Source organism: Candidatus Zixiibacteriota bacterium (genome assembly GCA_034003725.1).
Lineage (GTDB): Bacteria > Zixibacteria > MSB-5A5 > GN15 > FEB-12 > WJMS01.
In genome coordinates this window covers 47,056-72,740 of sequence record JAVEYB010000005.1, presented here as the reverse complement: position 1 = coordinate 72,740, position 25,685 = coordinate 47,056, and the positions used below count along the sequence as shown (strand labels likewise).

22 protein-coding genes are annotated in these 25,685 nt (G+C 52.5%); 19 read left to right on the top strand and 3 right to left on the bottom strand.

All coding sequences use genetic code 11. The features are described 5' to 3' along the window. Nucleotides 1-9: 9 nt before the first annotated feature. The gene (locus tag RBT76_07670; protein MDX9857651.1) at nt 10-1,062 is read left to right on the top strand and encodes a hypothetical protein; all 1,053 of its coding nucleotides are present in this window, start codon (nt 10-12) and stop codon (nt 1,060-1,062) included. Between the two features lie 264 nt (nt 1,063-1,326). Here RBT76_07670 and RBT76_07665 read toward each other — a convergent pair whose 3' ends face one another. Further along, nucleotides 1,327-3,000: a recombinase family protein gene (locus RBT76_07665; protein MDX9857650.1), complete on the bottom strand. Its 1,674-nt coding sequence runs from the start codon at nt 2,998-3,000 to the stop codon at nt 1,327-1,329. A 1,154-nt stretch (nt 3,001-4,154) separates the two neighbouring features. On the opposite strand from RBT76_07665, the gene RBT76_07660 reads away from it, so the two are divergent. From RBT76_07660 to RBT76_07575, 18 genes are all read left to right on the top strand, one after another. Then, a complete protein-coding gene (locus RBT76_07660; protein ID MDX9857649.1) occupies nt 4,155-5,768 on the top strand; it encodes a hypothetical protein in 1,614 nt (537 codons plus the stop codon). A gap of 223 nt (nt 5,769-5,991) precedes the next feature. After that, on the top strand, nt 5,992-7,215 hold the full coding sequence (locus RBT76_07655; GenBank protein ID MDX9857648.1) for a glycosyltransferase: 1,224 nt from the start codon (nt 5,992-5,994) through the stop codon (nt 7,213-7,215). Next, complete coding sequence (locus RBT76_07650) at nt 7,215-9,371, top strand: ATP-binding protein (protein ID MDX9857647.1); 2,157 nt, start codon at nt 7,215-7,217, stop codon at nt 9,369-9,371. Before RBT76_07655 ends, RBT76_07650 begins: the two co-directional genes overlap by 1 nt. A 4-nt stretch (nt 9,372-9,375) precedes the next feature. Then, on the top strand, nt 9,376-9,759 hold the full coding sequence (locus RBT76_07645; protein MDX9857646.1) for a response regulator: 384 nt from the start codon (nt 9,376-9,378) through the stop codon (nt 9,757-9,759). A gap of 9 nt (nt 9,760-9,768) precedes the next feature. After that, entirely contained in the window at nt 9,769-10,179 is a 411-nt protein-coding gene (locus RBT76_07640; GenBank protein ID MDX9857645.1) for a response regulator, read from the top strand. A gap of 1,424 nt (nt 10,180-11,603) precedes the next feature. Further along, nucleotides 11,604-11,888 carry a helix-turn-helix transcriptional regulator gene (locus RBT76_07635; protein ID MDX9857644.1) on the top strand — a complete coding sequence of 95 codons (285 nt, stop codon included), beginning with the start codon at nt 11,604-11,606 and terminating at the stop codon, nt 11,886-11,888. A 21-nt stretch (nt 11,889-11,909) separates the two neighbouring features. Then, nucleotides 11,910-12,185, top strand: a complete 276-nt coding sequence (locus RBT76_07630; protein ID MDX9857643.1) for a hypothetical protein — start codon at nt 11,910-11,912, stop codon at nt 12,183-12,185. Beyond that, entirely contained in the window at nt 12,166-12,711 is a 546-nt protein-coding gene (locus tag RBT76_07625) for a hypothetical protein (GenBank protein ID MDX9857642.1), read from the top strand. Before RBT76_07630 ends, RBT76_07625 begins: the two co-directional genes overlap by 20 nt. 815 nt (nt 12,712-13,526) lie before the next feature. Further along, nucleotides 13,527-14,543, top strand: coding sequence for a replication-relaxation family protein (locus tag RBT76_07620; protein ID MDX9857641.1), 1,017 nt, complete (start codon nt 13,527-13,529; stop codon nt 14,541-14,543). Nucleotides 14,544-14,774: 231 nt separating this feature from the next. Next, nucleotides 14,775-15,251 (top strand): toll/interleukin-1 receptor domain-containing protein, encoded by a 477-nt coding sequence (locus RBT76_07615; protein ID MDX9857640.1) that lies wholly within the window; start codon nt 14,775-14,777, stop codon nt 15,249-15,251. A gap of 65 nt (nt 15,252-15,316) precedes the next feature. After that, nucleotides 15,317-16,786: a tetratricopeptide repeat protein gene (locus RBT76_07610; protein MDX9857639.1), complete on the top strand. Its 1,470-nt coding sequence runs from the start codon at nt 15,317-15,319 to the stop codon at nt 16,784-16,786. Between the two features lie 110 nt (nt 16,787-16,896). Then, complete coding sequence (locus RBT76_07605) at nt 16,897-17,151, top strand: hypothetical protein (protein MDX9857638.1); 255 nt, start codon at nt 16,897-16,899, stop codon at nt 17,149-17,151. A gap of 84 nt (nt 17,152-17,235) precedes the next feature. Continuing rightward, nucleotides 17,236-17,550, top strand: a complete 315-nt coding sequence (locus RBT76_07600; GenBank protein MDX9857637.1) for a hypothetical protein — start codon at nt 17,236-17,238, stop codon at nt 17,548-17,550. A gap of 34 nt (nt 17,551-17,584) precedes the next feature. After that, the gene (locus RBT76_07595; protein ID MDX9857636.1) at nt 17,585-18,274 is read left to right on the top strand and encodes a hypothetical protein; all 690 of its coding nucleotides are present in this window, start codon (nt 17,585-17,587) and stop codon (nt 18,272-18,274) included. Further along, the gene (locus RBT76_07590; protein MDX9857635.1) at nt 18,168-19,052 is read left to right on the top strand and encodes a ThiF family adenylyltransferase; all 885 of its coding nucleotides are present in this window, start codon (nt 18,168-18,170) and stop codon (nt 19,050-19,052) included. Before RBT76_07595 ends, RBT76_07590 begins: the two co-directional genes overlap by 107 nt. Next, nucleotides 19,049-20,548 carry a hypothetical protein gene (locus RBT76_07585; GenBank protein ID MDX9857634.1) on the top strand — a complete coding sequence of 500 codons (1,500 nt, stop codon included), beginning with the start codon at nt 19,049-19,051 and terminating at the stop codon, nt 20,546-20,548. The genes RBT76_07590 and RBT76_07585 overlap by 4 nt, the downstream gene beginning before the upstream one ends. Next, the gene (locus RBT76_07580) at nt 20,548-21,408 is read left to right on the top strand and encodes a replication-relaxation family protein (protein ID MDX9857633.1); all 861 of its coding nucleotides are present in this window, start codon (nt 20,548-20,550) and stop codon (nt 21,406-21,408) included. Before RBT76_07585 ends, RBT76_07580 begins: the two co-directional genes overlap by 1 nt. A gap of 659 nt (nt 21,409-22,067) precedes the next feature. Next, nucleotides 22,068-22,565: an MT-A70 family methyltransferase gene (locus RBT76_07575; protein ID MDX9857632.1), complete on the top strand. Its 498-nt coding sequence runs from the start codon at nt 22,068-22,070 to the stop codon at nt 22,563-22,565. A 561-nt stretch (nt 22,566-23,126) separates the two neighbouring features. On the opposite strand, the gene RBT76_07570 is transcribed toward RBT76_07575, so the two are convergent. After that, nucleotides 23,127-24,476 (bottom strand): sigma-54 dependent transcriptional regulator, encoded by a 1,350-nt coding sequence (locus tag RBT76_07570; protein ID MDX9857631.1) that lies wholly within the window; start codon nt 24,474-24,476, stop codon nt 23,127-23,129. Beyond that, nucleotides 24,473-25,534, bottom strand: coding sequence for an ATP-binding protein (locus RBT76_07565; protein ID MDX9857630.1), 1,062 nt, complete (start codon nt 25,532-25,534; stop codon nt 24,473-24,475). Before RBT76_07565 ends, RBT76_07570 begins: the two co-directional genes overlap by 4 nt. Between the last annotated feature and the right edge of the window lie 151 nt (nt 25,535-25,685).

Genomic DNA, 25,685 nt, shown 5'->3' with positions numbered 1-25,685 from the left:
TGATGACTGATGACACAGAATCTCTACGACGCGCATCGTCAGTGGCACACCCGTCCACCGGATGAGCGCTTTGCCGACCTGGAAAGCCTGCAGGACCACACGAGTCGACTTAAGGCAGCCTCGCAAGAGCAAGTCACCGAACTGGTGGATATTCACCTTGACGTTACCGACCGGCTCGGCATCGCCCTGAACGGCCATGAGGAGCCAGCGCTGCTGACAAACTGGTCGTTCAATCAGCTTTGTACATCGATTGGAGCTCCGGCCAGGTATCTCCGGACCCTGCCGCCCCGCACTGTCATCGAGTGTATGCGCTGGGGTCTTGGCGAGAGGGATGCCGGAGCCAAACTGCTCTATCGGAACGGCGGAAGCGACAAGACCGTCGCGGCATTCACAGGTCCCAACTATGGCCGAATCTGGGATAATGATGTTGTCGCTTCGCTCAAAGAAGCGGTGGCCGGGACCGGCTGGAAATTGCCGCCGGGGCATGACAACGAGCCTACCGGACTCTATGCCTCGGATCGCGACATGTTCGCGTTTCTGGTCAACGACGAGTCGCCGGTGGAGGTCGGAAATGCCAAGCTCAGCCGCGGGTTCTTCGTGTGGAACTCCGAGACCGGGGCCGCCACGTTCGGGCTGACCACATTCCTCTACAATCACGTTTGCGGGAATGGAGTGGTATGGGGAGCTGAGGATTTGTACGAACTCAAAATCGTGCATCGTGCCAAGGCGCTTGACCGCTTCCACTCCGATGCAATCCCGGCACTCAATCGGTTCGTTGAAAGCAGAACGGTCGGCAACACGATCAGACAAGTCGTGGACAACGCCATGCGTCAAAAAACCGGTGACAATCTCGATGACGCCTTGGTTTCCCTTTCATCGAAGCCATTTTCCAAGAAGGAAGTCATTGACGCCTGGAATCAGGGGATGGCCGAGGGTGAAGACCCGACCACTCTGTGGGGCATGATTCAGGGGCTGACCGCTCGGGCAAGAACGTACTCGCACATCGACGCGCGCGTCGATCTTGAACGGCGGGCTGGTCTGTTGCTCAGGCAAGCTGCCTGAAGCTCTACCTGTTCTTTAGCATGAGGGTCTGAGACGTTAGTTTCAGGCCCTTTTTTTCTTCAACATGGGGATTCCCCTTCAGAGACTCGGGACTGGATGTTTCTTAAGATATGGAACTCTGACTCAGCTTGTCCCCCAAGGATCATAATTGAAACTGTAAATGAGAATAAACCTCACATCCAGTTCATATCATCAGCCCAGTGACTGTCCACTTTCTTGCTTGAACTCGGCGATTGAATTCCCGTGCCCGTCGACTTTGACAAATCACTTTCCTTCCTGTATGTTAGACGCCACAAGGTCATCAATTCCAGACAGTTCCTCAAGATGCTCTCTGACCCAAGTTCTAACTTCGTTGAGTCTGGCCCACCACACAGGATTGTGTAATTTTGCATCCCCGCTTCTGCGCTGTCCATAGCCGCTTATTGACGGTTCTAACCTACCCGTATCGGCGTTACCAACGGTCTTGCCGAAAGTCAAGAATGAAAGCGGTTTTTGCGCTTGAATAGCGAGTTTTCCTGCCAGAAGTGTTCGGTTCGAACACACTGCGTTGACAACGCTTTTCTTGGCGGTAGGGTCCCCCTTTTCGATTACTTCGACCGCTCCTTGCGATAGATTTAGGATTCGCTTGAAAAGTGCAGTCACGTTCACGTCCCGCTTTCTCGTATTGTTCGTGTGAAGCGTTTGCTGTTCGCCTTCCAGAGCCTGCTTCTTATCGACGTACTCGACGTCCGATACTATTCCCTTCAATCTCAAATCAAGAAGAGCCGATAGTTCAGAATCGATCTGAGCCAATCGTTTTTCGGTCGATAGCTGCGTAATTTGGTCCTTATCGAGCTCTTCCTCTTCTAATTCGTTCAAACATTGAACTACCCATTTTGTATATTGTGCGGGCAGCTTGATTGATACGAAAAATCGTACTAGCTGCGCTTCCAAGGCCTGTTCTGTGATGGCGGGTTCTTTGCAAACGACCCCAGGTTTGCGCCGAGTGCAATGGTAATATACGTAACGGGCCGTCTGTCTCGTCGTCTTGAGTGTTTTCTGTTTTTCCTCTGCTGTGATAGAACATCCGCAGTTGCCGCATTTGAATAGACCCGAATAAGTAAACGAATGTCGCTTGGCTCTTGGTCGGTCAACTCTGCCCAGTAAACTTTGCACACGGTCGAATTCCTGCTTCGTAACCATCGGAGAATGTTTCCCTACAACGGATTGATCTGCCCGCACAATCAACCCGTAATAGAAGGGGTTTGAAAACAGGTTGTATACAGCAGAACGTGACAGCCCCTTACTTGCCGTATCATGCTTTTTCCTCGATTTCACCCCCCATTGTTCAGTTGCGATGCTTGCGATCTGAGAGGGAGTGTAGTTGCCCGTGAGCATCATATCCCACATGCGTCGAACCATCATGAATCGCTTTGGGTCTTTGATGATTGTTCTCCTTGCCTTATCATTTAAGTATCCGAATGGCGCCAGGTGTGGAAACCAACCGGATTCAGTTTTGGCCCGCATACCTCGCCTAACATTATCCGATAGATCGTCCACGTACTTCTTGGCCATCCCGAATTCCAGTTGCATCAGAAACTTATCGCTTCCAGAGTTGCGATAGCTCGAAGATGGCGTAACTATTTGCTGCAGTTGTCCTTGATCCAGTGCCCAAATGAGAGCCCCACCGTCGAGCGGATTGCGGGCCAGTCGGTCGAGTTTCCAGCAGACAATAGTATCGAATTCACGCCTCTGGACGCGGCGAAACAGTTCGTCAAAGATCGGTCTACCCGGACCTTTAGCGGACCTTGATTCCGTCAAGACTTCTGAGACCGCGAGTGACTGCTTATCAGCAAAGGTTTGCAATTCTTTTACTTGCGAATCAATGGAGAGTACCTGACGGTCTTCCGATTCGGTCGACTTGCGTGCGTAAATTACCGCCTTGGATGTGGTCGTCATATTGAGAAATTGTTCGTGCTAACGTAAATAGTCTTGTTGCCATTGCCCAGGCTTCTTCATCAGAAAGGTTTTCGCCGGTTTCGGCGAGATGGATCCGTTTCAGTTCATCTATGTGACGTTGCAGGAGGGGCATGCTACCCAGTATGCCCGGGTCCCGTCAAGTGTCACAATGACCGGGGGCGGTGGCAAAGCCTTGAAATGTTGTGGATGAAACGATCCGCTATTTTGTGATTGACAATGAATCCCCAATGTCCTAATCTTAGAGGAAAGTGACCTTTCCTGTCAAGTCTAACTCCTTGAATCATCAATAATTACGGGCCTTTCAGGCCAATTCAGTATTTCCTGCTCCATCTCCTGCCTCATCGTTGGTCGTCATGATTCCATGGCGTGCGAGTCGGCAACCGACGCTGATTCTTCCCTGACCACAGCGCAAAACAGCCCGTGGCCGATGCAGCACGGGAGACGAATCCAACGTCAGCTTTCTCTAACAAAGTGACCTTCCCGTCATTCGGTATGCACAGTAAACAACCTTTATCCAACAGTAACGGCGGAAACGGCCGCCATTCGCGAGCCGAATATCACCTTACCCGAGTCGAAGTACGGAAAGTCTTAGCCGCTACGCGCTCTCTGCGTGACCAAACCATGCTCACCCTCATGGCTGAGACCGGATTGCGCCGCTCAGAAGTAGTCTCTTTGGAAATCGCTGATATCCGCCTGCAAGAACAACTTGCAGTCGTCAGAAACGGCAAGGGCGGTAAGACCAGGCTGGTCCCTTTGACCGATCACTTGGTCCTTCTGCTTGGACAGTGCATGGGCGGGAGACGAGAGGGATATGTATTTGTCAGTCGAAGTGGCGGACGATTATCCAGCAGGCAATTAAACCGGATAGTAGAACGAGCCGGAATAGACTCCGGCGTACAGCACCCCGACCCAAACCGTACCAAGCTCACCTGCCACTTGTTTCGCCATACCTTCGCCCGCCTGTGGAAAGATGCTGGCGGCTCCATTGAGACGCTCTCGTCCATTCTCGGACACGCCAGTCAGGCGACTACGATGGACTTGTACGGACGAGAGGGACTATCCGATGTGCGAAGCAATTATGCGAAAACTATGAAACAAATATCAATTCTCAATGACACAGGAGGAAACAGATCATGACAAAAGCGATAATGTCCATTGTAGCCATTCTACTGCTGGTATCGTGCAGTAGTGGTGATTCAGGGACCAATTCAGGCGGCGGCAACAAAGCTCCGGTCGCACCAAGCAATCCGCATCCCGCCAGCGGGGCCTCAAATGTATCAACTACCACTCAACTCGCCTGGCAATGTTCCGATCCGGAAGGGGACTCCATCACCTATGATGTCTCGCTTGGTACATCGAATCCACCTCCAGTCGTAAGCAACGATCAAGCTTCGTCCTCATACGCCCCCGGTCAACTAGCCACTTCCACAACCTATTACTGGAAAGTGACGGCAACGGATGTGAAAGGAGCCTCCGCGAGTGGTCCAGTCTGGAGCTTCTCTACCGTTGGCAACCAAGCGCCGACCATCCCTTCCGATCCAGTGCCGACAAATGGCTCCACCGGGCAGGATACTGCCGGTATTACGCTGAGGTGGCAGTGTTCCGATCCGGATGGTGACCCGGTGTCATCTGACTTGTACTTCGGCACCGGGACGAATCCTCCCTTGGTCAAATCCAATCTTACGCAGCAAATGTATCAGGCCACTGGCGGTGATTGGTTCAACCAGCTAAGTTACAACACGACCTACTACTGGAAGATTGTGGCGAAAGATAATCATGGGCACGAGAGAAGCGGGCCTGTCTGGAGCTTCAAGACTATTCAAGAGGTCCAACTCGTAGGTCGATTCTCAACTGCGGGGTTTGTTACTACCGTAGCCGTATCGGGAGATTGGGCATATCTACTCAATGCCGGCTCAACCAATTTCAGCGCCCGAATACAAGTCGTAAACGTGGCTTCGCCCTCACAGCCGTACTTGGCTGCCACACGTCAAACCTCCAGCGTCTCGGATCTCACGCTCCGCGGTACGAGTCTGTTTCTCTTACGGGATCGTGTTCTTGAAGTGTTTGACATTTCAACTCCTAATGTAATTCAGCCAATCGGGCAAGTATTGACGATAGGCACAACCGCCTTTTGGGGATTATGCGCCGATGGAAACATATTGTATCTTAGTACTTTCGCTGATAGCTCGGGCAAAGGATACGTCGAAATTATCGATGTTTCGACGCCCGCCTCACCCCAACACCTTGGCGCCATTACACGCAGCCGGGTAGGAAATATCGCTGCAACAAACGGTTATCTGTATATCGCCGATTTTGACGGCGGAGCGGTTTATAATGTTTCCTCACCGGCTACTCCGACTGTGGTGTCTTCTCAATTCACAAAAGACGACTGGGCAATTCAGGTGTTTGGAAACCAAGTATTCACGGGTTCCGGCGGTAGAATGCAGATATTCGACGTAACTAGTCCGGCGCAACCAACGCTGACCGGTACCTACCAACCGACTGACGGTTTCAATGCGAGTGGTATTGATGTGTCAGACAACATCGCTTGCGTCTCGTCGGTCCATTATCTCAAGAAGGGATTGTTCGTCCTTGATGTATCTAACCCGGCACAGCCGTCTCGTATTGGCCATTACTACGCCAACCATTCAGGGAGTGGATTAGGCGGCACCCGGGTTGATATTGTAGGCGACTACGTATATTTGGCAGCACTTGATGAAGGATTGCTGGTTCTACGCTTGCCTTGAGTGTAGAAGTGAATCTTGATTCGGGGACTGGCGGACTTCCGCGTTTTTGGGTAAAATTAGGGCATAGTGCGAACTGGCTATACTTCGCCGGTAACTGGTACGTACTGCGGTCATCGACGGGATATCTACGGCCGGTTCGCACCTTTCCGCCTTAAACCTAACCGCAATGAAAATCCTTTTTACCCCCTACTCGGGGGGATCAATCGCCCATGTAATCCGTTCTTTGGCTATCGCCGATGAGCTCAAGAGTCGCGGGCACGAGATACTCTTCACAACCACAAGAGTACGGAAGCCTTTTATCAATCAAGCCGGGTATGACGTGTACGGTGAGGGCCACGCCGAGGTCAACCTCAATGATGAAAAAGATCAGTCCATTAGTTACTTTCGTCAGAACCGCGAGTTGTTTCTCAATTGGCTGTCGGATGAACTGGCTGCAGCTGAAAACTTCCAACCTGATATCGTTGTAAATTCGCCGAGTTTCTTCGGCTCGCTCATCCGACACAAGTATGGCATTCCGTACGTCACGATCCTGAATGCCCAGTGGCTGAACCACTTTCGCGGTCTGCTCGGATTGGGCAAGTCGACCGAAGCCCTGCCGCATGTTCTGCTTCGCAATGCCTTACGACCGGTATTCACAAAACGATTCGAGGAATTGTACCTAACTGAGATCAGAGAATTCTATCGCGCCCTCAATATCGGCTTCGTCCCTTCCAAGCGAGCCGACCTTCACGCCCACAATCCGATTCTCATTCCCAGCATAGCTGAATTCGAGCCACTGGAACCGGATACGCGCGACGATGTCCATTTCATCGGACCCTTGTTCTGGCGAGGTTTTGAAGATATGGAATTCGACCGGCGCGGGATGTTTCATGATCCGAAGCGACCACTGATCTACGTATCACTCGGCGGGTCAATTTTCAAACAGGATGTTTATAATAATCTTATCAACCTGTTCATCGGCCAGTCGGAATGGAATATCATTATGAGTATCGGACCGAATTTTAAGCGTTCCGAGTTTCCGGCCGACACCAGGCATTTCAAACTCCACGAGTACGTTCCCGGACTCAAAGCCGCCCGTGAGGCCGAGTTGGTGGTAAACACGGCCAGTCACGGAACCGTCATGCAGTCCCTCTGGCACGGCAAACCGCTCGTGACCATTCCACACAATATCGATCAGGGAACCATTGCCGCCAGAATTCAGGAACTCGGCGTCGGAGTGAACCTTAATGCCGTCAACCTGCTTGACTTCTCCAAGCGGGAGAAGTACTTCCTCAAAGCCACCCAGGTCAAACCTAAAACGATTATGGCCGCCATCAAGCAGGTCCTCGACGACCCCCGCTATACCCTCAATGCGCAGCGCGTCTCAAGCCAATTGCGACAACACAACCGCGCCGCCGCTCTCGGAGCCGACTACATTGAATTATACGCTAAGCGACCGATTGCCTAATGTCGACCGTCCTTGTCAGTCTCATAGTCGCTTACAACCTCTTTCTCGTGTATGTTCTCTTTCGAAGAGGGCGAAAGGTCCAGAGCACGGTCTATTTTTGGCTCGTGATACTATCCGCCACGTTGTGGGCTGTCACAATTCTGGTCACCGATCTACTTACGGCGACTGATCAAATCGTATTGTGGTCACGGCTGTCGTTTGCCACATCGGCATTGGTCGTCCTGATGCTCTATTTCTTCTCCCGGTACTTTCCCGAGGAGCGGCTCGGCAGCCGCTCGAAAGCGGTTCTTGCCCTTACCGTGACCGCGCTGTTTATCGCCCTGTCACTCAGCGACAAAATAGTGGTGGATTACGGATTAGAGGGAACCATTTTTAGCTGGGGACAGCCGCTCTTTCTTGCCTTCATGCTCGTCGGCTTCTCGGTTTCATTGATCCAGATGTATCGAACGTATCGTCGCCTTAAACATTCGCCCCAGGGCTTTCAGATCCTCTATGTTCTGCTTGGCTTGTCAATATCAATTGGACTGGCAGTTTCAACCAACCTCATACTACCCCTTTTGCATATCGCCGAAATCAGATTTTTCGGTCCGCTGGCCATGGTGATCTTTCTGACCTTTACAACCTACGCCATCGTCAAGCACCGCCTCATGGACATCCGGCTGGTCTTGCGAAAATCGTTTATCTATGTCGGCCTGGCGGTCTTTGTTTTCACCGCGTACTATGTTACCGTCTGGGTAGACCAGCGCCTATTCGGCGGTCTCCACAGTCCTGGTGCATATCTCTCTGCACTGGTTATCACACCTTTGTTTCTAGTTGGATTTGCCTATATAGGCAAGTTTTTGCGTCATTTTGCCAACAAGTACTTCTTCACCGGGCTCTACGACTATCAGGAGACTCTTGAACAGTTCGCCAGCAGAATCTCTCAGACCATTCACCTTTATGAGGTCATTACGTTAATCGTGGAGACCGTACAGAATGCCATGCGAAATGACAACATTGCCTTTATTCTTCACACCGGAAAGCACAACGGCAATTATACACTGGCCAAATATATCGGTTTCGACGAGCGTGCGGTTCGGGATTTCTTTGACAGCGAAATTCAATCACGCGTCAAGGCCGGACTGAATCGACCCATTGTATCAGCAGAGCTTTTAGCCGCGTCAACTTCAGTGCCGGGAGCGAAGCATCTGCAGTCCGAAATGGATCGACATGGCATTGCCGTTATCCTGCCCCTGATCATCAAGAATTCGGTAAACAGCATCGTTCTGATCGGTCACAAGGTGACCCGAGAAGCCTTCACCAAGGAAGATATGGACCTCCTGAAAACGCTGGCCAACCAGGCGTCGGTAGCAGTTGAGAACGCCCGGCTCTACTCGTCTATGGAGGAAGTAGTAGCCGAGCAAACCCGCGAACTACAGGAGAAAAACCGCCACCTTCAGGACCTGCTCAAAATGAAATCGGAGTTTCTTTCAATCGCCTCACACCAATTGCGCACGCCATTGACCGCTATCCGAGGCCTTTTGGCTATGCAGGCCGACGGCGACCTGGACAAACTGCCCAAGCAGGATCGCAAGGACGCTCAGTTGCACATGCTGGAATCGGCCAACCGTCTGTCAAACATCGTCAATGACCTGCTCGATGCGATGGAGCTTGAAGGAGGGAATCTGCACTTCAAGATGGAAGCTGTCGATTTGATTGCCATCGTAAGCAAAGTCGTCGAAGAACTAAAACCCAACTACGACCGCAAAGGCCTCTACCTGCGCTTCAAACCGTCAGCCAAGGAACTCATGGTCGAAGCGGATCCCAGGATGATGCGCGAGGCACTAGAAAATGTGATAGACAATGCAGAGAAATACACGAATAAAGGAGGGGTTGAGATCGACTTGACGTCACACGCGAACGAAGTAACAATCACCGTAAAGGACACCGGCATCGGTATCTCCGAAACCGACAAAGCGCGACTGTTTGGAAAGTTTTCGCGCGGTGAGAAATCGACTTTCCAGCACACGGACGGCTCCGGCCTAGGACTCTTCATCGCCAAGAACGTTATAAGCGAGCATCGCGGCGAGATCAGTCTCGATAGCGCCGGAGAGGGGAAAGGAACGACCGCAACGATCACCCTTCCGGTTCATCAGCCTAAAGCCAAACCTGCATAACTGTATGGATTCAAAGAAAGTGACCATTCTCCTGATAGAAGATGATCCCACCCTTATCGAAATGTATCAACTGAAGTTTCGACTTTCCGGGCTGAACTTGTTGGTAGCCACCGGCGGATATCGGGGGCTTGATATGGTTAAGAAAGAAAAACCCGACCTGGTCCTTTTGGATATTCGCATGGATGATCTTGACGGCTTTGAAGTGTTGAAACGGATGAAAGCTGATCCGACCCTCAAGGATATTCCGGTTTATCTCCTGACCAACATGGGAGAAAAAGACGCTGCCGAAAAGGGAAAGCGTCTCGGAGCCGAGGCATACGTAATGAAAGCCAAATTAACTCCGCAGGAAGTTGTCTCGCTGGTCGAGTCGAGACTGACTAAATTGTGACAATCGCGTATGGATAAGAAGACCATTCTCCTGATCGACGACGATCCCGACATCCTTCACATGTATACACTGAAGTTCTCGTTCGAAAAGGAAATTGAATTGGTTACCGCGAATACTCCCGAATCGGGATTGGAGCTTGCGAAAAGGTTGACGCCCGACCTTGTACTTCTCGACTTAATCTTGCCCAAACGGGAAGGACTCCCGATGACACTGAACAAGGAAGCCGGGTTTCGGGTGCTGGAACAACTGAAGAAGAATAATCAGACCGTCAACATCCCGGTCGTCGTTTTTACAAATCTCGATGAGGAGAATCAGAGCAATATCGAGCGTGCAAGGGGTCTGGGAGCTCTTGATTATTGGGTAAAGGCGCGCTTTTCACCATCGGAAGTCGTCACAAAAGTCAAAGGGATACTCAGTTGAGTCAAACCTTCGTAATTCAGGAAATTGGCGGTCGGGTTCTTGACAGCAAATCTCACTGTGATAGGCTGTAGAAAACAGGAGGAGGAGTCATCAAAAGGGCACTTTTCCATCAATTTGGCAACGTCGTCACAACTAAGTGACGGCGCTTTCGGCTTTTTCAATCGGCGACTCTGTTTGCGGTCCTCGACTGAAAAAACTGAACTTTACAAACAAGGAGGTCAAATGTGCGTGCCACATATCCTGTCTGCTACAAAGTAGACGACAACGAATGGTGCTGCGAAATGCGGGACCGGAAGACTGGCAGAACATGGGGGACCGGCTATTCTACTAATCGGGAACATGCCGTTACACTTGCCCGGCAATCACAGCCCAAAGAGGCGTTTATTAAACGAGCCAGTGGTTGGATCAAGCGCCATCCAATACGCGCTACTGCAATCGTTGGTGGCTACATGATGTTTCGTGAACCGATTCGTCAGTTCGCCGACTTCGCCTGTAAGTTTGTAGCTGATGGGTTGTTCATGCTCGGGTTCCCGAGAAAACTATGCGTTGCAATAGGAGACACGGCGAATAAATTACTGCCGTAAATCGTTCACCTTCAAAAGAGAAAGGAGGCACGCCATGAGATGCTCATACAGAGTGACCATGTTGATGTCTGCCTACGGTACCGGATAACTATACCCGAGGTATTGGATCGCCCAAGTAAATCGCCGCCGGCGTTTGGGATTGCCTACCACGATTGCTCATTGCGAGCCAATACCGTAGGGGTTCTGCGCTTTCTAGCGCTCAGACACAAGATGGTGCGTCTAGGCCAACAGTGTCCGTAAGGCCGAAGAGCTGGACCGTCATAAGTCCTTGGTAAGAGCCGTATCCGAGCCACGCACGTTGTCACCAAAAGATGGTCGCCACTTAGCTGGCGCCTCACCCGTATGTTCCCATGGGAGCACTACAACAATAGGGGATCGGCCGAAGACGATCCCCTATTCTATTTTGATTCAGAATAGAAAAAAGCCGGGCAATTCATTGACTAGATGACGATCCTTCACAGCTTTGTAAGTCAAAAAATATTGCTCGGCCGAGCGAATTAGCTACCATAGGTAGCTGTTTTTGGTTTGAAAAAGGCCTATTCCCCCTCTTTTCTTGATTCTACATGACCGTGAAACGGTGTCAAGTCTCACTTATCCACAGACTCAAATTACGGCTGCGACCCCAATAGTACGAGGGCCGCTTAAACACGTCTAAAACAGGCCCAAGACTCATTTGCGGGGCCGTTCTCTAACAACACGCCACATGGTGGCTTTGAAGCTCTCCGGGGACACGATTCACGACTTGTCCACCGACATTGTCCGGGGGCGGTTATTGAGGCTGATTTCATGCGGGGTTATCCTGTAAGCGAACGAAAGTAACAAACAAAAACAAACAGCCCTATGATGTCCCGCACCGATTGGACCAATTATCCGAATCACATCCGGATTTTCCGCAAGAAACGGAATCTCCGGTTGCGGGACGTCGCGCGACTGGTCGGCATCCGCGTTGAGCATCATATCTCTCACTGGGAAGCAGGGTCGCGCGTGCCCACGCTGGAGACTGCCCTCAGACTCTCCGCAGCGCTCAGGTGTCCGGTCGAAGTGCTCTTCAGCGACCACTTCCGCAAGATTCGAGAGGAGGTGAACGCCCGGCAAAGAGACCACGATATCGTAATCGAGTACTAACAACCATTAACCAACACTACTATGCCCAACATAACTCCGGCGGTGAAAAACGAGCCGCAAACCAACGAGTCCGATCCGACTAACAAGTCTGCGGATGAACTCGCCCGATCTATCGCTGAGGAATTCGGCGACCTGGACAACCTGCCGACTTATCAGATGCACTGCCGCAAGTACCCCGAACAGATAGTCCGTAAAGCTCACGAACACACCTTGTCGGTACCACCCGACAAAGTCAAACGTTCACGGCTCGCCCTGTTCATCTATCTGGTCAAGAAATATGCGCGAGACTCGAAATAGCCTGCTCGCCATAGATCCCGGAACACAATACCTCGGCTATGCCGCCTTCAATTCTACCAAACTGGTTGATTTCGGCATCAAGTCGATTCGTCAGGGAGGATTGCCGATCATTCTTGAGCACGTAGAAGACATCCTCACCCGAATGCTTGTCGAAAAACAGCCATCCGTCCTTGTTTTCGAGCGTAACCAATTCTCCCAGGCTACGTCCAACTATCGGCTAATTCGAGTGATCCAAAAGATCGAATCATTGAGTAAGTCTCACCGCGTACCCTGCCACGGGCTGAATGCCAGAACAATCCGGCGGATTGTAACCGGCAACGGCAACGCCCGAAAGCTCGATGCCGCGAAATCCGTCATGTCGCGCTTTCCGGAGACACGCTATTATTTGAGAGGCCGGACCGGCAGTCAGGAGCGCTATTTCGGCAACATGTTTGATGCCATCGCTTGTGGAGTCGCATTCCTGCAACTGCATCCTCCCACTGGGACTGATTCTCCCCGAAGGAAGAAACGGAGGCTTGCCCGATGAGACCGAGACAGCCCACCAGTACCTTCCGTAAGAACCGCCGAACGCGCTTTCGTAGCAAACCCAAATGCAGCGTCTGCAAGCGTCAGGTCGACTTCGGCGACCTATGCTATTACTGCCGAAAAAGACGAACATCCTGAATACTTCGGCGCGTGTCGCGCCGTGGCCGGGCAGTCCACTGGACTGCCCTTGGATAAAGACGCCCCCCTCGTCGGTCGGTCTCGCTTCCCTCATTGGCCAGGTAAGCCGTCCCGAGGACAGCTTAAGAAAGTAGAATTGATGTATTATCATTACTACTTTCTGCGACGGCCTTATGGCCGTCTTATAAGGGCCAAATGAGGTCGGTCGCCGCCCGACTCTGCCCCCTTCCCGCACGCTTCCTGCCTGTCCTGCTTCTTTTGACTTGCCGAGAGTTATGTCGTCGATCTCCAAGTGACGAAGCAGGACAGGGACCGCCAGTAAGGTGCGGCTGCGTCGCTTGCGAACCACCAAACGGTTCGCGCTCCTTGGCCTCGCCCCACGATTTGACATCTGGTGGAGGGACTCGGCGAAGCGGGCAGAGTCGGCCGGCTCGAACCGCCAACCGTCCAGCCGTCGCCCCTTGGGCTCGGCTTCACGGGGCGGCCGTCACGCCGTGGGCGTGACTTTCGGCCTCCGACGAGGGGGGCGTCCGGAAGAGGAATCCGGCAAAGCCGGAATTAGAATTGGATTACATTCAACCCATGACATTGACAGCCAGTAGACCCCATCGATCACGCTATGTCCGGGACAAAGCCTCCCCATCGGAAATTGCCCTCAAAGAGCGAGATTATGCCGTCATTCAGCTTGTCTACAACCACCGCTTTCTGACCCTCGAACTGCTCTGGCACCTCCTCCAACCGGACTACCGGAGTCGGTCAATCCGATACGCCGTGGGGACAGATGGCAAAAGTCGCCCCAAACGATATGGTTTTGGCCAGCAGGCCCTCTCGAAGCGACTCCGGCAGCTTTTCCACGCCGGGTATCTGGAGCGCCATTATCCGACCGATCAGCCAATGGGACGGGGACATGGTGCCCCACGTGCCATTTATGGTGTGGGGCTCAAATGCGCCCCTATACTCGCAGAACGCGTCGGCGTACCCGCTTATGAGATTCGCCGGATAGTTGAGCGTAATCGCGTCAAATCGCCTTTTCTCCGTCACGCTATCGAGGTCACACGGTTTCGAGTGACATTGGAACTTGCCTGCCAAAGGTCTGCCGATGAAGTCAGATTGCTGTTCTGGGAGCAAGGCGAAGTGCTTCGTGACTATGTCGAATTCACTGACCGTTGGGATCAGAAGCAAACATTGCCGGTCTATCCCGATGCATTCTTCGGCCTGGAGCTTCCGAGTGGCCAACGAAAACACTACTTCCTTGAGATTGACCGGGGAACCGAGCCAATTTCGGCGCAAGGCCAGCGTACTGATGTTCGCCGCAAGCTCATCGCATACCGCCTATACAGAAAGTCCGGGCGATTCCCGCGACGCTATAGCTACCGCCGCTTACCCGATGGGACTGTAGTTGGCCTCAACATCGATAACGGCAGAAACTCAGTGGCGACCGGCGATGATTCAGGTCTCAATGGGTTCCAAGTGTTGTTAGTGACTCCCGGGATCATTCGGTCGAAGACGCACGTGTCCGGGAGAATTGCCAATATCATATCCCAGCTATCTGACATGGGCAGATTCTATGTTACTACTTCGCTATTTCTTTTCACGACGCCGGAAGCGTATTCGGTCATACGACCGGAGTCACTGTTCGACCGCTGCTGGCTAACGCCGCGTGCAAACAGCGAACTCACAAGTCTCATCGAATAGCCGGGAACTCCGGCTTCATACATTCCGCCTTCCTCACCGAGTGACCATTAGCTGTTACGTAGGAGCAGGGCGCGTTACGGGTGATAGCGATCCGCCCTGGTCGCAGCCGGGCCGTCACCCCGCGTTGCCGCCGTCCGCTGCGGCGCGGAATGGTGGAGCCGGAAGTCTTGCGTATTCAACATCTTCAGATGTATATTCAACCATCAAATTCATGTTATCAAAGGAGTGAACATGTCTTATCGAGTGTTTCTCAGTCACAGTAGTGCGGACATTCAAGTGGCAAATTACATTGTGGATAGTGCGCGACAGATTGAAGTGGAAGTCTACCTTTGCGAGCACGACGTACAGCCTGGTCGGCATATTTCCGAAAAAGTCAAAGCCGAAATTGATCGATCAGACGGAATGATTGTGCTACTTTCTCCTGCCAGTCAACAATCTACCTATGTCCAGCAGGAAATCGGCTATGCAGAGGGAAAGGAGAAACTAATAATACCTATAGCCTTGCCCGGCTTTGATCCGTCTAAGCTTTCTATGTTAGACGGGAGAGAGTATATTCTCCTAGATTATCGAAGACCAGAGTCATCGATCCGTGGGATGCAGCAATTCTTATTGCGTAAGAAGCATGAAAAGAATATTGCCACAGGAATACTCTGGGGTATTGGGCTCTTTCTAGCAGGTGCCTTTGTGGCGAACAGTGAAAACTCTTAGCAGGAGTGCTGGGAAATGCCACTTATTCAGATCACCATGAGTCACTTTGATGCCGTACTTGCTTAATGAAAGATAGCGAACTAATTACCAAAGCCGAACGCCTCTATTTGCAGGACGAGTTTGGCGCATCATTTAAAGCTTCAGAGAAGGCTCTCAAGGAAGCTCAAAGGACAAAGGACTTCCCACGTCAGGTCGAATGTCTCATTCTTCAGACGAAAGCATTGATGTCTACAGGTGAGGCGACCAAGGCCAAGCGCCTGGCAACCAAATTCGTCAAAATGGCACTAGACAGGTGCCCACAGGAAACGTATGCGAACGCGCTGATCGAATCCGGCTACCTGTTTCTGCAGTACCTGGAATACGCCAAAGCTGAAGAGCAAACCGCCGAGGCGCTGGTAATTGCTCGTGATCACGGTCTGGCGGCTTTGGAAGCAGACGCTCTGGTCCAACTTGCGTCTATAGACAGCTTGAGACAAAATCACAATCAAGCGCTGGTATATCTTCGCCAGGCACTTCACATCTCAGACGATGCTGATAACTCCCGATCGCGGTTGGAGACCATGCTTCAGCAAGGGCAGGTCTATGGAGCTATGGGAAACTATGAGAAGGCTCTGGATCTGTTGGAGCACGTACAATCGGCCTCAATGGAGCAACTCGAACTATTCGTTGAAAGTCTGTTATGTCAGGGTGATATTTACAGGTCTGTCGGCGACTTCGACAAGGCTGAGAGGATGTATGACGCCGCACTGAGCGCTTCCGAGAAACACGACGTCTCGACCAAGTCGGCAGACATTCTCAAGCGCGTCGGTAATTTGCTTCTTCACAAGCGCGATTTCAAGAGAGCGTTGGAGTGGTTCAGGTTTGCCGAGAAGGAGACGAAGCGATTCAAATCGCAATCCCTTTTTCCTTTCGTTCCGCTCGGTTATGGTACGGCCTATAATGGTCTTGGGGATTACAAACAGGCCATTCATCACTTGAAGAGAGCTATCGAATTCATCGCACCCGATTTCCTACTGCACAGCACTATCCTAAGTCAAACGCTTGATCAGTTTTCTCATGCCTTCGGATCGCTCAACAAAACCGGACCAAGCGGTCAGGCGGCTGAACTGTCACGCCGAATTCGGGACCTATCAAAGTCCGGAGTTGATGACTCCCCACATTCTGGCCTGTTGGCCCAGACCCTGAAACGTGATCTCAGGGATTTTATCACTTCACTTAAGAAGTCGGCCGTTACGGTATTTTCGCGTCACGGCGTCCGAATTGACCTGATTTCTGGTGAGATTTACGGTGAGGAAACACTCTCCATCGGCCAACTATCCGACCTCCAGCTTGCCATTTTCAACCTATTGGTCGAGCGCGAGGGTCATTTCGTGTCAAACACTGACATAATCAAACTGTATGAGGAGTTCGCCGAATCGCTGGAAGGCGTACCTCGTAGGGCTCATTATTTCATCGCCGAAATCCGCAAAAAACTCCCCGTCAAGCATATCATCGTGACCAAACGAGGTCGCGGTTACACGATTCCAAGCCTCTAATTCCCGTCCTTACAATCCTTACATAACGACTGGGTGGACTCGCATCTGAAAGCGGTCCATTTTGGCTTCGTGACAAGCAAACAAAACCCTCAAACTGAAAGGAGTTTGTCATGAAGCAAGTTGTAATCGTAATCGCCGGTTCAGGGCGTAGTCACGACGTGACTATTGAACCCGGTACCACACCCGAGGACATCTTCCGCGATCTCGGAATCGGGGAGGACTTTGTCCTGTCCAAGGACAACGGCGCTCACGTGTTCGGCAATACGGAAAACATCTACGCCGAAATCAAGGACGGCGAGAAGCTGCATGCCGCGAGTCGGACCGACGTGGGCCATGTTATCCATCACCACGGCGGGAGCCGGTAAGCGTACCGAACCGAGTCGGTGCAGGGAGGCGTCGGGCAGAACCGGCGTCTCCCACCCGCCTCCAACCAGAAAGGAGAAAAGACCATGGTCAATATCACGCGAAGGTTCCGGCCGCTGTGGATGGATCGCCGGTGGCAACGGCGTGGCGACAGTTTTTTCGGATGGTACCGGGTCAGCCCGTTCGGAGCGTGGCAGGGTCGCATCGTCAAACGCCACGCCACCAAGTGGTCATACTACATCTACGACCCGCCGCAGGAAGTACTGTCCGGCCCTCACGGCCCCTGTTTCATCCGCAAAGGAGATGACGTTTACGAAGTTCACTTTTCACGTCGAGGCAGATCGGTTGTTGACGGGATCGTGGGCATAGAACTAACCCTGCGCCAGGCATTCGAGGGATAAAGGGTCAATCACTTGTATCGAAAGGAAATAGAAAATGGAACGAGAACGGTTTTTGCGAAAGCTAACCGTAGAGCGTCTGGAGCAATTGTGTCAAAGTCTAGGCATGCAATCGCAGGTAGATTTCACCGCCCTGAGATCTGCCTTGACCAAAGGAGACATTGCCGATGCTGAGGCGATCTTCAGGCGGCTGATGACAGATCACGAGCTCCTGTACGGCCTAACTCATGCCAGAGCTTTGGCCAGTGATACTTTGCCTAACCAACCTACTTTCTTGGTGAGCTCCGAACTGCTTTACAATGAGTACGAACTTCTGCGGCAGTATGAGAACGAAGTGATTCGGTACGCAACCGGCACTGCTTTCAATGACCTGCTCACTATCGAGCGCACCGTAGACATTGAGCACGACCGCTCCGAGTACGGGCGGGCGACTTCGAATGCGGCCGCTACCAGCCGAATCCTGGCGCAACTCGAAAAACGGGGCAGTCTGCTGACGGCGTATCTACACATGCATCCGGGCCGCGGGAAATCTTCGAATCTGCCGTCACAGATCGATCTGACCAATCAGATGCAGCTGGAAACGGCTGGCTATCGCACGGTGGGGATCATCTATTCGCGCGATGGCTACGCCCGATTCTTTTCTCACCGGATGCCGTTTCGTGTTTGTGTCACAGGGAAAGGAGTTCGCCATGCGGCGGAAAAGCTCTATCGGCTCACTGAAGTCTAAATCGTTTCAAAGTCCCGATCTGAGAGATCAGGGTACCGAGCGCGACCGGGTATGGTCTCGCCAGGAAGGCATTCCGAATTGGAATCAGCAAACTGCCTGGGACACGACCGTGCTGCAGGTCGGCTGCGGAGGACTTGGGGGTGAGATACTTCACTCATTGGTCAAGAAAGGCTATGGAGAAATCCATTGTTTTGACGGTGACACCGTCGACTTGTCCAATCTCAACCGGCAACAATTTACACCCAAAGACTTGTGGAAGAATAAGGCTGAACGCCTTGCTCGCAATCTGGCGCAAGACGGTTGTATGGGCAGTCACATCAATGCCTATCCCTATTTCTTCGAAGCGGCGCTGGAGCGAGGTCTCGATCTTACTCCCGCTGTCGTCATTTGTGGTGTAGACTCCGATCAGTCGCGGCGGGCCGTCGCGGAATGGGCTATGAGAAAGCACGTACCGGCTCTGTTCTGCGCCGTATCACGCGACGGCGATCAATGTTACTGCTTGGTGCAACGTCCTGGCGAAGCCTGTTTCGGTTGCATCCTGCCGCACGCAATCAACATTGACATCACCCCCTGTCCCGGCGTACCGGCCATCATCGATCCGCTCAAGCTGGCCGCTGCTCTGACATCATTCGCCGTCGACTCGCTGGTTATGGGCCGCCCGATTGGCTGGAACTATCGGGAGATTCGCCTGGCCGGTTTCATGCCGGAGCTTGTCCGCACTGTCCCGAGAAATCCCGAATGTCCGCTGTGCGGTGAAAATCGTGAGGGACAATCATGACGGCGATAGAACGGATGCTCATACCGCTCTTTGAACGGCTGTTGGCTCGACCCCGATCGGCGAAGTCGAATGCGAGTCCGGGCGCGGGACGATTGCAGATCGGAGAGGCGAGCGCCTTGACAGATTGTCGAGTCATTGAGCCGTTCGCCATAGAATTGTCTGATTTGCAGCGCCACGCTGTCTCGCTGGGCTCGTCCGGTGGCGGGAAGACTTCATTGATATTCGTCTTCCTCGTGAACTTGCTCATGCATGGCTATGGCGGACTGATGGTCGACATTCATGACGCTGTTCCCAAGTTCCTCTCACTGGCAGCCCGATTGGTCACCACCGGCGTCCTGCCCAAGCGAGTCTTGAGCAGAATCCTCGTCGTCTCCTTTGATGACCAGGCCCCGCTGGTTCGATTCAATCCGCTGGCCAAAGTGACATGGGCCAAACCGCATCGAGTCGGGCAGCACATGGAACTTATGCTCCGCCGACAATGGCCCGAGGCAACCTGGGGTGCGCCCTCAAGTGAATTGATAGCCAACACCTTCTGTTTGATGGCCGAGCATGGTTTGCCGCTGACAATGACCGAACCGCTACTTAGAAATCCTGCCCTCCTGCATCACCATTGTCAGACTGTTCGCAATGAAGCCTGCCGTAATTACTTTCTCAATCGCTGGCTTCATCTCTCTGATGCCATGCGCGACTTCTACACGCAGGTTTTCCTCCCGCGACTCAGCACCTTTCTGGCCGATCCGAAGCTCCGCGTCATGTTCGGATCGAATACGTCCGATCTTGACCTGTTCCAATGCCTGAATGATCGCATGCTCGTTCTCTTTGACCTCAATAAGGGCATTCTCGGACGGGATGCTGAACTAGTCGCCAGTATCATTCTGGCAGTCGAGCAACAGGCAGCTTTCGCGCGCTTGCCCATTCCGGAGCCGGAGCGCCACCTGTCGACTCTTATAATCGACGAATTCAACGCCTTGGCCGGAGTCCACGAGATCATTGCTCCGGCCCTAAACGAGTTTCGCAAGCTGAAGATTCCGGTCCTCTTGAGCGGCCAGTCGCTAACCGGCATGGACCGAGCCATGCGCTCGACCATTCTCACCAACTGCGCGGTACGCTGCTGCTTTCGTATGGACGCCGAGAATCTCAAGACCGTAACGGCAGAACTGCAAGGGGAGGAACGGGAGTTACTCAGAAGCCGTATCGCCCGGCTCGGAGTTGGCGAGGCGATGGTCTTTGTCGGCGGGAAACCGGCCCGCCAGGTATCAGTCGATTATCTCCCCATTCCGGAGAAGCTCAGTCGGATCGAAGAGCAAATGGTCCGCCAAATGTACCGCAACGTCGGCGGTGTAACGTGGCCCCCGGCGTCTTCCGATGAGCACTCCAGTTTTGGTGAGCCGCCCAAATCTGAGCCACCCAAGGTAAACGAGCTACCGGCGTCTGACGCTGATCCGGACAGAGGCAATCATGACTTGCCGCCCGGCTATCGCGAAGGGGGATTCTGATGAGAGCCAACCCCTCCAGACGGCAAAGTGCGCCCCGCCTGGTCTTGAGTGATCGAGATCGAGAGCTACTCAACTTGCTGGACCGACATCTCCTTCTCACTCGGGAGCAGTTGCAATTGCTCCTGGACTGGCCGTGTGTCACCCGAATCAATCGTCGCCTAAGGCAATTATTCGATGCCGGTTTGGTGGAACGGCGATTCATGCCAGTGCAATCGGGGTCCGCACCAGCTATTTACTATCTCGGCCGAGAAGGTATCCGGCACCTTGCTTCTATAAGCCAGAATGATCTGGATATGCTACTGCGCCGCCGACGTCGAATTCGGCGCATGCCCGACAGCACGCTGGCGCATGATCTTGGCATCAGCGACTTCGCTGCCGCATTAATCGGCCACTGTTTGAAAACGTCCGGAGGTGAATGGATCTCCTGGCTTAACGAATACGCCTTCCTCAATACTTGCCAGACGGCCAAAGTGCCGTTGGCAGTCATGCCGAGGCCGGACGGGTATGGTCGATACGCCATTAACCGACTGCTGTACCACTTCTGTCTGGAACTGGATACTGGCAGTGAGTCGCTTCGACGCCTTCGCCGAAAGCTCGAACTCTATCAATTGGCCCAGTCATCCGGCTATTTCCGAAAGCTGTTCAAGCTCAGTCGGCTGACGGTTCTGATTGTAACCACGTCCTCAGGCAGAGCGGCAAGTCTCGCCGCAAGACTGCCACAGTCGCCTTCACTGCGAGTATTGGTCGGCACTCTCACAGAAGTCACACAAAACCCGCTTTTCGGCTCCGTTTGGAATATGCCGGGGCAACAAACGACCACTTCACTGCATCGTCAGGAAGTCACAAAGGAGCGTAGCTAGCATGCGTTGGTGCCCGTCGTGCAGGAGAATCTCACCCGGTCAGCCGGAACGGTGCCACTATTGCGGCCGTACCTGGAATCTCAGGCTTTGTCAGAGCGGGCACGAAAACCCGCCCGATAGCCAGTATTGCGGGTTATGCGGCAGCGCACGGCTCAGCGAACCGGCTCCCGGCGGCTACGTCGTCAATCGGTTGTTCCGCCTCTTTAACCAACCTGGCTTGATTGTGCGAACTGTAACAGCCGTGCTCGGGATCGCACTTGTAATCACGATTTTGACCAACATCGATAGCTTAATGCCACTACTGCTGGCCATTGCCTTTTTGGTGTTCGTGTTCTGGCTCGCCCGACGGCTGCTACCTGAATGGCCTGTAAGACGAGTCACACGAAGGCTTCGGTCGCCTAGGCGCAGTAAATCAACACCTAATAGACCACACAGGCGTCGGGGACGAACTACCGGCGCTTAATGAAAGGGAATCCAAAATGTCTAGTCGTCTTAACTCTTACGGAAACAACAGCCTTTCGGCAGGTCATCGGGAGGTACATCGGGACAGACAACCGGTGCACTGGTTGCATCAAGCAGGTGCACCAATCTGGAATAGGCACACGATCCCTGAGCACTTGATTCGGATTGATGTTGCAGCCGGTGTAGACACACCTCCCATGCCACGTGGGAGGTTCGATATCATCTATGCCGATCCACCCTGGCGCTACAAATGGTCGGGCATGAATACCAAAATAGAGAAGCACTACCCGACTATGGATTTGCAGGACATAAAGAGCTTACAGATTCCTTCGGCCGCAGATTCGGTTCTGTATCTGTGGACGCCACCGGCCATACTTGGTAATGCGCTGGAAGTTATGGAAGCTTGGGGCTTTCGGTATCGCAGCCATGCTGTGTGGGACAAGGAGATCATGGGGCTTGGCGTCTGGTGGCGAAATCAACACGAATTGTTACTGGTCGGCCGCAAGGGCACGTTTCCGGTGCCGCCACCGTCGCAACGGCTCCGTTCGGTGTTTCGTGAGAAACGAACCATCCATAGCAAAAAGCCGCACTCGGTTTACGAGATGATTGAGCACATGTACCCCGGAATGCGGTATCTGGAGTTGTTCGCCCGGAACCGCCGCCGCGGCTGGAAAAGCTGGGGCAACGAGGTATAAGGCGCTTAAGCCCTGTTTATGTCGCGTTCGACTACATATAGCGGTAGGCTCAACCAACGAGAACGAGTGTCGCTTGTTGCCGAGCTCTTGCTGGAAAGTGCCCTGAGGGTGATGGACTCTTCAACCGCGAAGACTGACGCAACAGAGCCGAAGGGACCGTGCCTTCATCCCGTCGCTGTCCTGACCAAAAACAACGAGTCAACTCGAATACCAACTGACTCATGAGAAAGGAGTTATCCAATTGAAAGACGACTTTGTTGAACCGACTGCCGAGGTAACGTGACAGTACATCAAGAAAACCCATTGCCGAAACAGCCGCCATGTGATCGCCCATGCGCCGGGTTACGAGGAGCACTTGGGAAAAGAGGTCATGTCTGTCTGTCAGGGCATTGCAGACCGGCGGTTTTTCTAAGTGTTTGAATCTTACGGTTTACGATTATTCGGCGTGGTTACTACGTCGTTGGACTTCACCTGCCGATCAGTCTTGATCGCCTGGCACACCCGGGTACATTGGTAGACGACGGTCAGGATCCACCCTCGCCCGTTTTCTTACCTCTTATTTCATTCAGGATTCTCGATCTCAAACTTCTTTAGGCGGTAGATCAATACATGGCGGGGGATATCGAGACGCTTTGCGGCCTTGGTCTTGTTCCAGCCGGTTTTCTCTAAGGCTTCGACGATCATTCTTCTTTCTGCTTCTTCGAGTGTTACCTGATTCTCGCCATCGCTATCATGGCCTTCATCCCGAGGGTCAAACTGACCGAAGTCCTTCGGAAGATCCTTCGCTGTCAGTTTGTTGCCTCGCCTGAGTATCGCCATCCGCGCTATGAGGTTCTCAAGTTCCCGGACATTCCCCGGCCAGTCATGCTCCATGAGTTTGTCCACAAGTTTTGGATCAAGGCTGATTTCGTCCTGTTCGCTGTATTTAAGAACAAACTCCCGAGCCAACAGGGGGATATCGTCGCGGCGTTCCCTGAGGCTCGGAACCTGAAGCGGAACCACATTGAGCCGATAAAACAGGTCTTCGCGAAATTTCCCGGAACGGACTCGTGCTCGGAGGTCAACGTTGGAGGCGGCAATGAGTCGCACATCAATAGGTCGTAAGACCTCGGCACCGACCGCCTCGATAACGTTTTCCTGGAGAACACGCAGCAGCTTAGCCTGTAGGTCAATGGCCAATTCGCTCACCTCATCAAGCAGCAACGTCCCTTTATCGGCAAGTTCGAATTTGCCCTTTTTGTCCCGGACGGCGCCGGTGAATGCGCCTTTCGTGTGTCCGAACAGCTCGGATTCTATCAACTCCCTCGGAATCGCGGCACAATTGACCGCGATGAATTCCTGCTCGGCGCGGGCACTCTCCTGATGAATTGTTCGCGCTACCACTTCTTTCCCAGTACCCGATTCACCGGTGACCAGAATCGTCGCATCGGTGTCGGCAATCTTGTGAATCATCGACTTCAATTGGCGAAATGGTTTTGAGGCTCCAATCAGTTTCTTGTCTGACTCAACCTTTTTCAGCTTGCCCCGAAGTCTCTTGTTCTCTGATTCGAGTTTTTCGAATTGAAGGGCCTTCTCGATTGCAACGAACAGCTCTTCATCCTCAAACGGTTTTGTGATGTAGTCGAATGCACCAAGCTTGACCGCCTGCACAGCCTGATTAACGGTAGCGTGGGCCGTGATCAAGATGACCTTTATGGCGGGCTGGGCGGTTTTTGCTTCATTCAATAACTCGATACCGTCCATTTTGGGCATGCGGATATCTGATAGCAGCAAGTCATAAGGTGCTGACTTAATCGCCTCGAGAGCCTGGAGGCCGTCTGCGGCTGTATCCACTTTGAACCCCTTTTTCTCAAGCTTGAATTGCAGCACTCTGCGGACAGAGGAGTCATCGTCAGCAAGGAGAATCTTCATACTGGTACTCCGACTACCGTCAATGGCAGTTTAATTTCCGCTCTTGCGCCACGGCTGGTATTATTTTCAAGTTTAATGCAACCCTTGTGCCGTTCAACTATGCTCTTCGCTATGGCGAGCCCAAGCCCCGTACCGGTTGATTTAGTCGTGAAGAACGGCTCGAAGATCTTCGATACATTCTCCTCACTTATGCCGTTGCCGGAATCTTCAATAGTGATCCGCGCATCGGACTCTTCGGTCCCAAGGCTGATTGTCACATTCGATTCATCTGGGGATGCATCCACGGCATTGAGCAGCAAATTAAGCATGACCTGGTGAATCCTCTCTTCGTCTGCCATCACGATTACAGGATCTTCAACGTGACTAATGATCCTTATATCTCGCCTCAAAGCCTGTGGCTGAATCTGCTTGAGGCTGGAGCGGACAACATCGGCCAGATTAAGTACGGCTAACGTTGTTTCACTGGGTCTGGCAAACTCGAGAAAATCGGTCACACTGGCGTTGATACGTTTCACTTCTTTCAATACGATGGCTTGGAATTCTGCCTTGTCTTCCTCAGAAGTACCATCTTCACAAAGGATTTCGACTGCCCCTTTAATGGAGGCCAGCGGGTTCTTTATCTCATGAGCCATGCCGGCAGCTATTTGCCCTACGAGCGACATTTTGTGTGAATGTTCCAGCTGAAGTCTCATATCTTCGGCTTTTTTTCGGCTTCGGAATTCCCGCTCGATGAGACCGCCGGACAGCAACGCGATCGCGAAGTAAAAGATGATTTCGGTCAGTTCATCTGCAAGCGCGTGAACTTCCAAGCCGGTTGTAAAAATGTAGGGAAGGACGGCAACGGAAATGAACAAGGCCGCGTAAAGGCCGCCACGCAACCCAAACCAGGCAGCGGCAATTACAATTGGGATATAGCAGAACCGGCCATGAATCGCATGAATCCAATGGACATGTCCGGATAATGGCTCCACTATCAAGCCATAATGTAAGGCCAGAGTGAAGGCGATTACACCGCCAAGGACATAGAATTTGGTTGTCTGTTTTTCAGGTTCCCACATAGAACTTTTGCCTCTGTCGATTTACTTAGCAATGAGTATGCCAGTCTACAGCTCCATCGCGTACTATCTCCGTAATGTATTGATTCACATTGGAATACAAGTATCAGTCCTGGAAAACAACGATAAGCGGTCCGGTCTTTTCTGCCGGGCT

Excerpts from the sequence above, each read along its gene's own strand:
- RBT76_07585 (MDX9857634.1), top strand. The coding sequence starts at position 19,049 with ATGACGGCGATAGAACGGATGCTCATACCGCTCTTTGAACGGCTGTTG.
- RBT76_07645 (MDX9857646.1), top strand. The coding sequence starts at position 9,376 with ATGGATTCAAAGAAAGTGACCATTCTCCTGATAGAAGATGATCCCACC.
- RBT76_07670 (MDX9857651.1), top strand. The coding sequence starts at position 10 with ATGACACAGAATCTCTACGACGCGCATCGTCAGTGGCACACCCGTCCA.
- RBT76_07600 (MDX9857637.1), top strand. The coding sequence starts at position 17,236 with ATGGTCAATATCACGCGAAGGTTCCGGCCGCTGTGGATGGATCGCCGG.
- RBT76_07615 (MDX9857640.1), top strand. The coding sequence starts at position 14,775 with ATGTCTTATCGAGTGTTTCTCAGTCACAGTAGTGCGGACATTCAAGTG.
- RBT76_07610 (MDX9857639.1), top strand. The coding sequence starts at position 15,317 with ATGAAAGATAGCGAACTAATTACCAAAGCCGAACGCCTCTATTTGCAG.
- RBT76_07565 (MDX9857630.1), bottom strand. The coding sequence starts at position 25,534 with ATGTGGGAACCTGAAAAACAGACAACCAAATTCTATGTCCTTGGCGGT.
- RBT76_07575 (MDX9857632.1), top strand. The coding sequence starts at position 22,068 with ATGCCACGTGGGAGGTTCGATATCATCTATGCCGATCCACCCTGGCGC.
- RBT76_07640 (MDX9857645.1), top strand. The coding sequence starts at position 9,769 with ATGGATAAGAAGACCATTCTCCTGATCGACGACGATCCCGACATCCTT.
- RBT76_07665 (MDX9857650.1), bottom strand. The coding sequence starts at position 3,000 with ATGACGACCACATCCAAGGCGGTAATTTACGCACGCAAGTCGACCGAA.
- RBT76_07590 (MDX9857635.1), top strand. The coding sequence starts at position 18,168 with ATGGCTACGCCCGATTCTTTTCTCACCGGATGCCGTTTCGTGTTTGTG.
- RBT76_07635 (MDX9857644.1), top strand. The coding sequence starts at position 11,604 with ATGATGTCCCGCACCGATTGGACCAATTATCCGAATCACATCCGGATT.
- RBT76_07660 (MDX9857649.1), top strand. The coding sequence starts at position 4,155 with ATGACAAAAGCGATAATGTCCATTGTAGCCATTCTACTGCTGGTATCG.
- RBT76_07580 (MDX9857633.1), top strand. The coding sequence starts at position 20,548 with ATGAGAGCCAACCCCTCCAGACGGCAAAGTGCGCCCCGCCTGGTCTTG.
- RBT76_07595 (MDX9857636.1), top strand. The coding sequence starts at position 17,585 with ATGGAACGAGAACGGTTTTTGCGAAAGCTAACCGTAGAGCGTCTGGAG.
- RBT76_07570 (MDX9857631.1), bottom strand. The coding sequence starts at position 24,476 with ATGAAGATTCTCCTTGCTGACGATGACTCCTCTGTCCGCAGAGTGCTG.
- RBT76_07625 (MDX9857642.1), top strand. The coding sequence starts at position 12,166 with ATGCGCGAGACTCGAAATAGCCTGCTCGCCATAGATCCCGGAACACAA.
- RBT76_07650 (MDX9857647.1), top strand. The coding sequence starts at position 7,215 with ATGTCGACCGTCCTTGTCAGTCTCATAGTCGCTTACAACCTCTTTCTC.
- RBT76_07605 (MDX9857638.1), top strand. The coding sequence starts at position 16,897 with ATGAAGCAAGTTGTAATCGTAATCGCCGGTTCAGGGCGTAGTCACGAC.
- RBT76_07630 (MDX9857643.1), top strand. The coding sequence starts at position 11,910 with ATGCCCAACATAACTCCGGCGGTGAAAAACGAGCCGCAAACCAACGAG.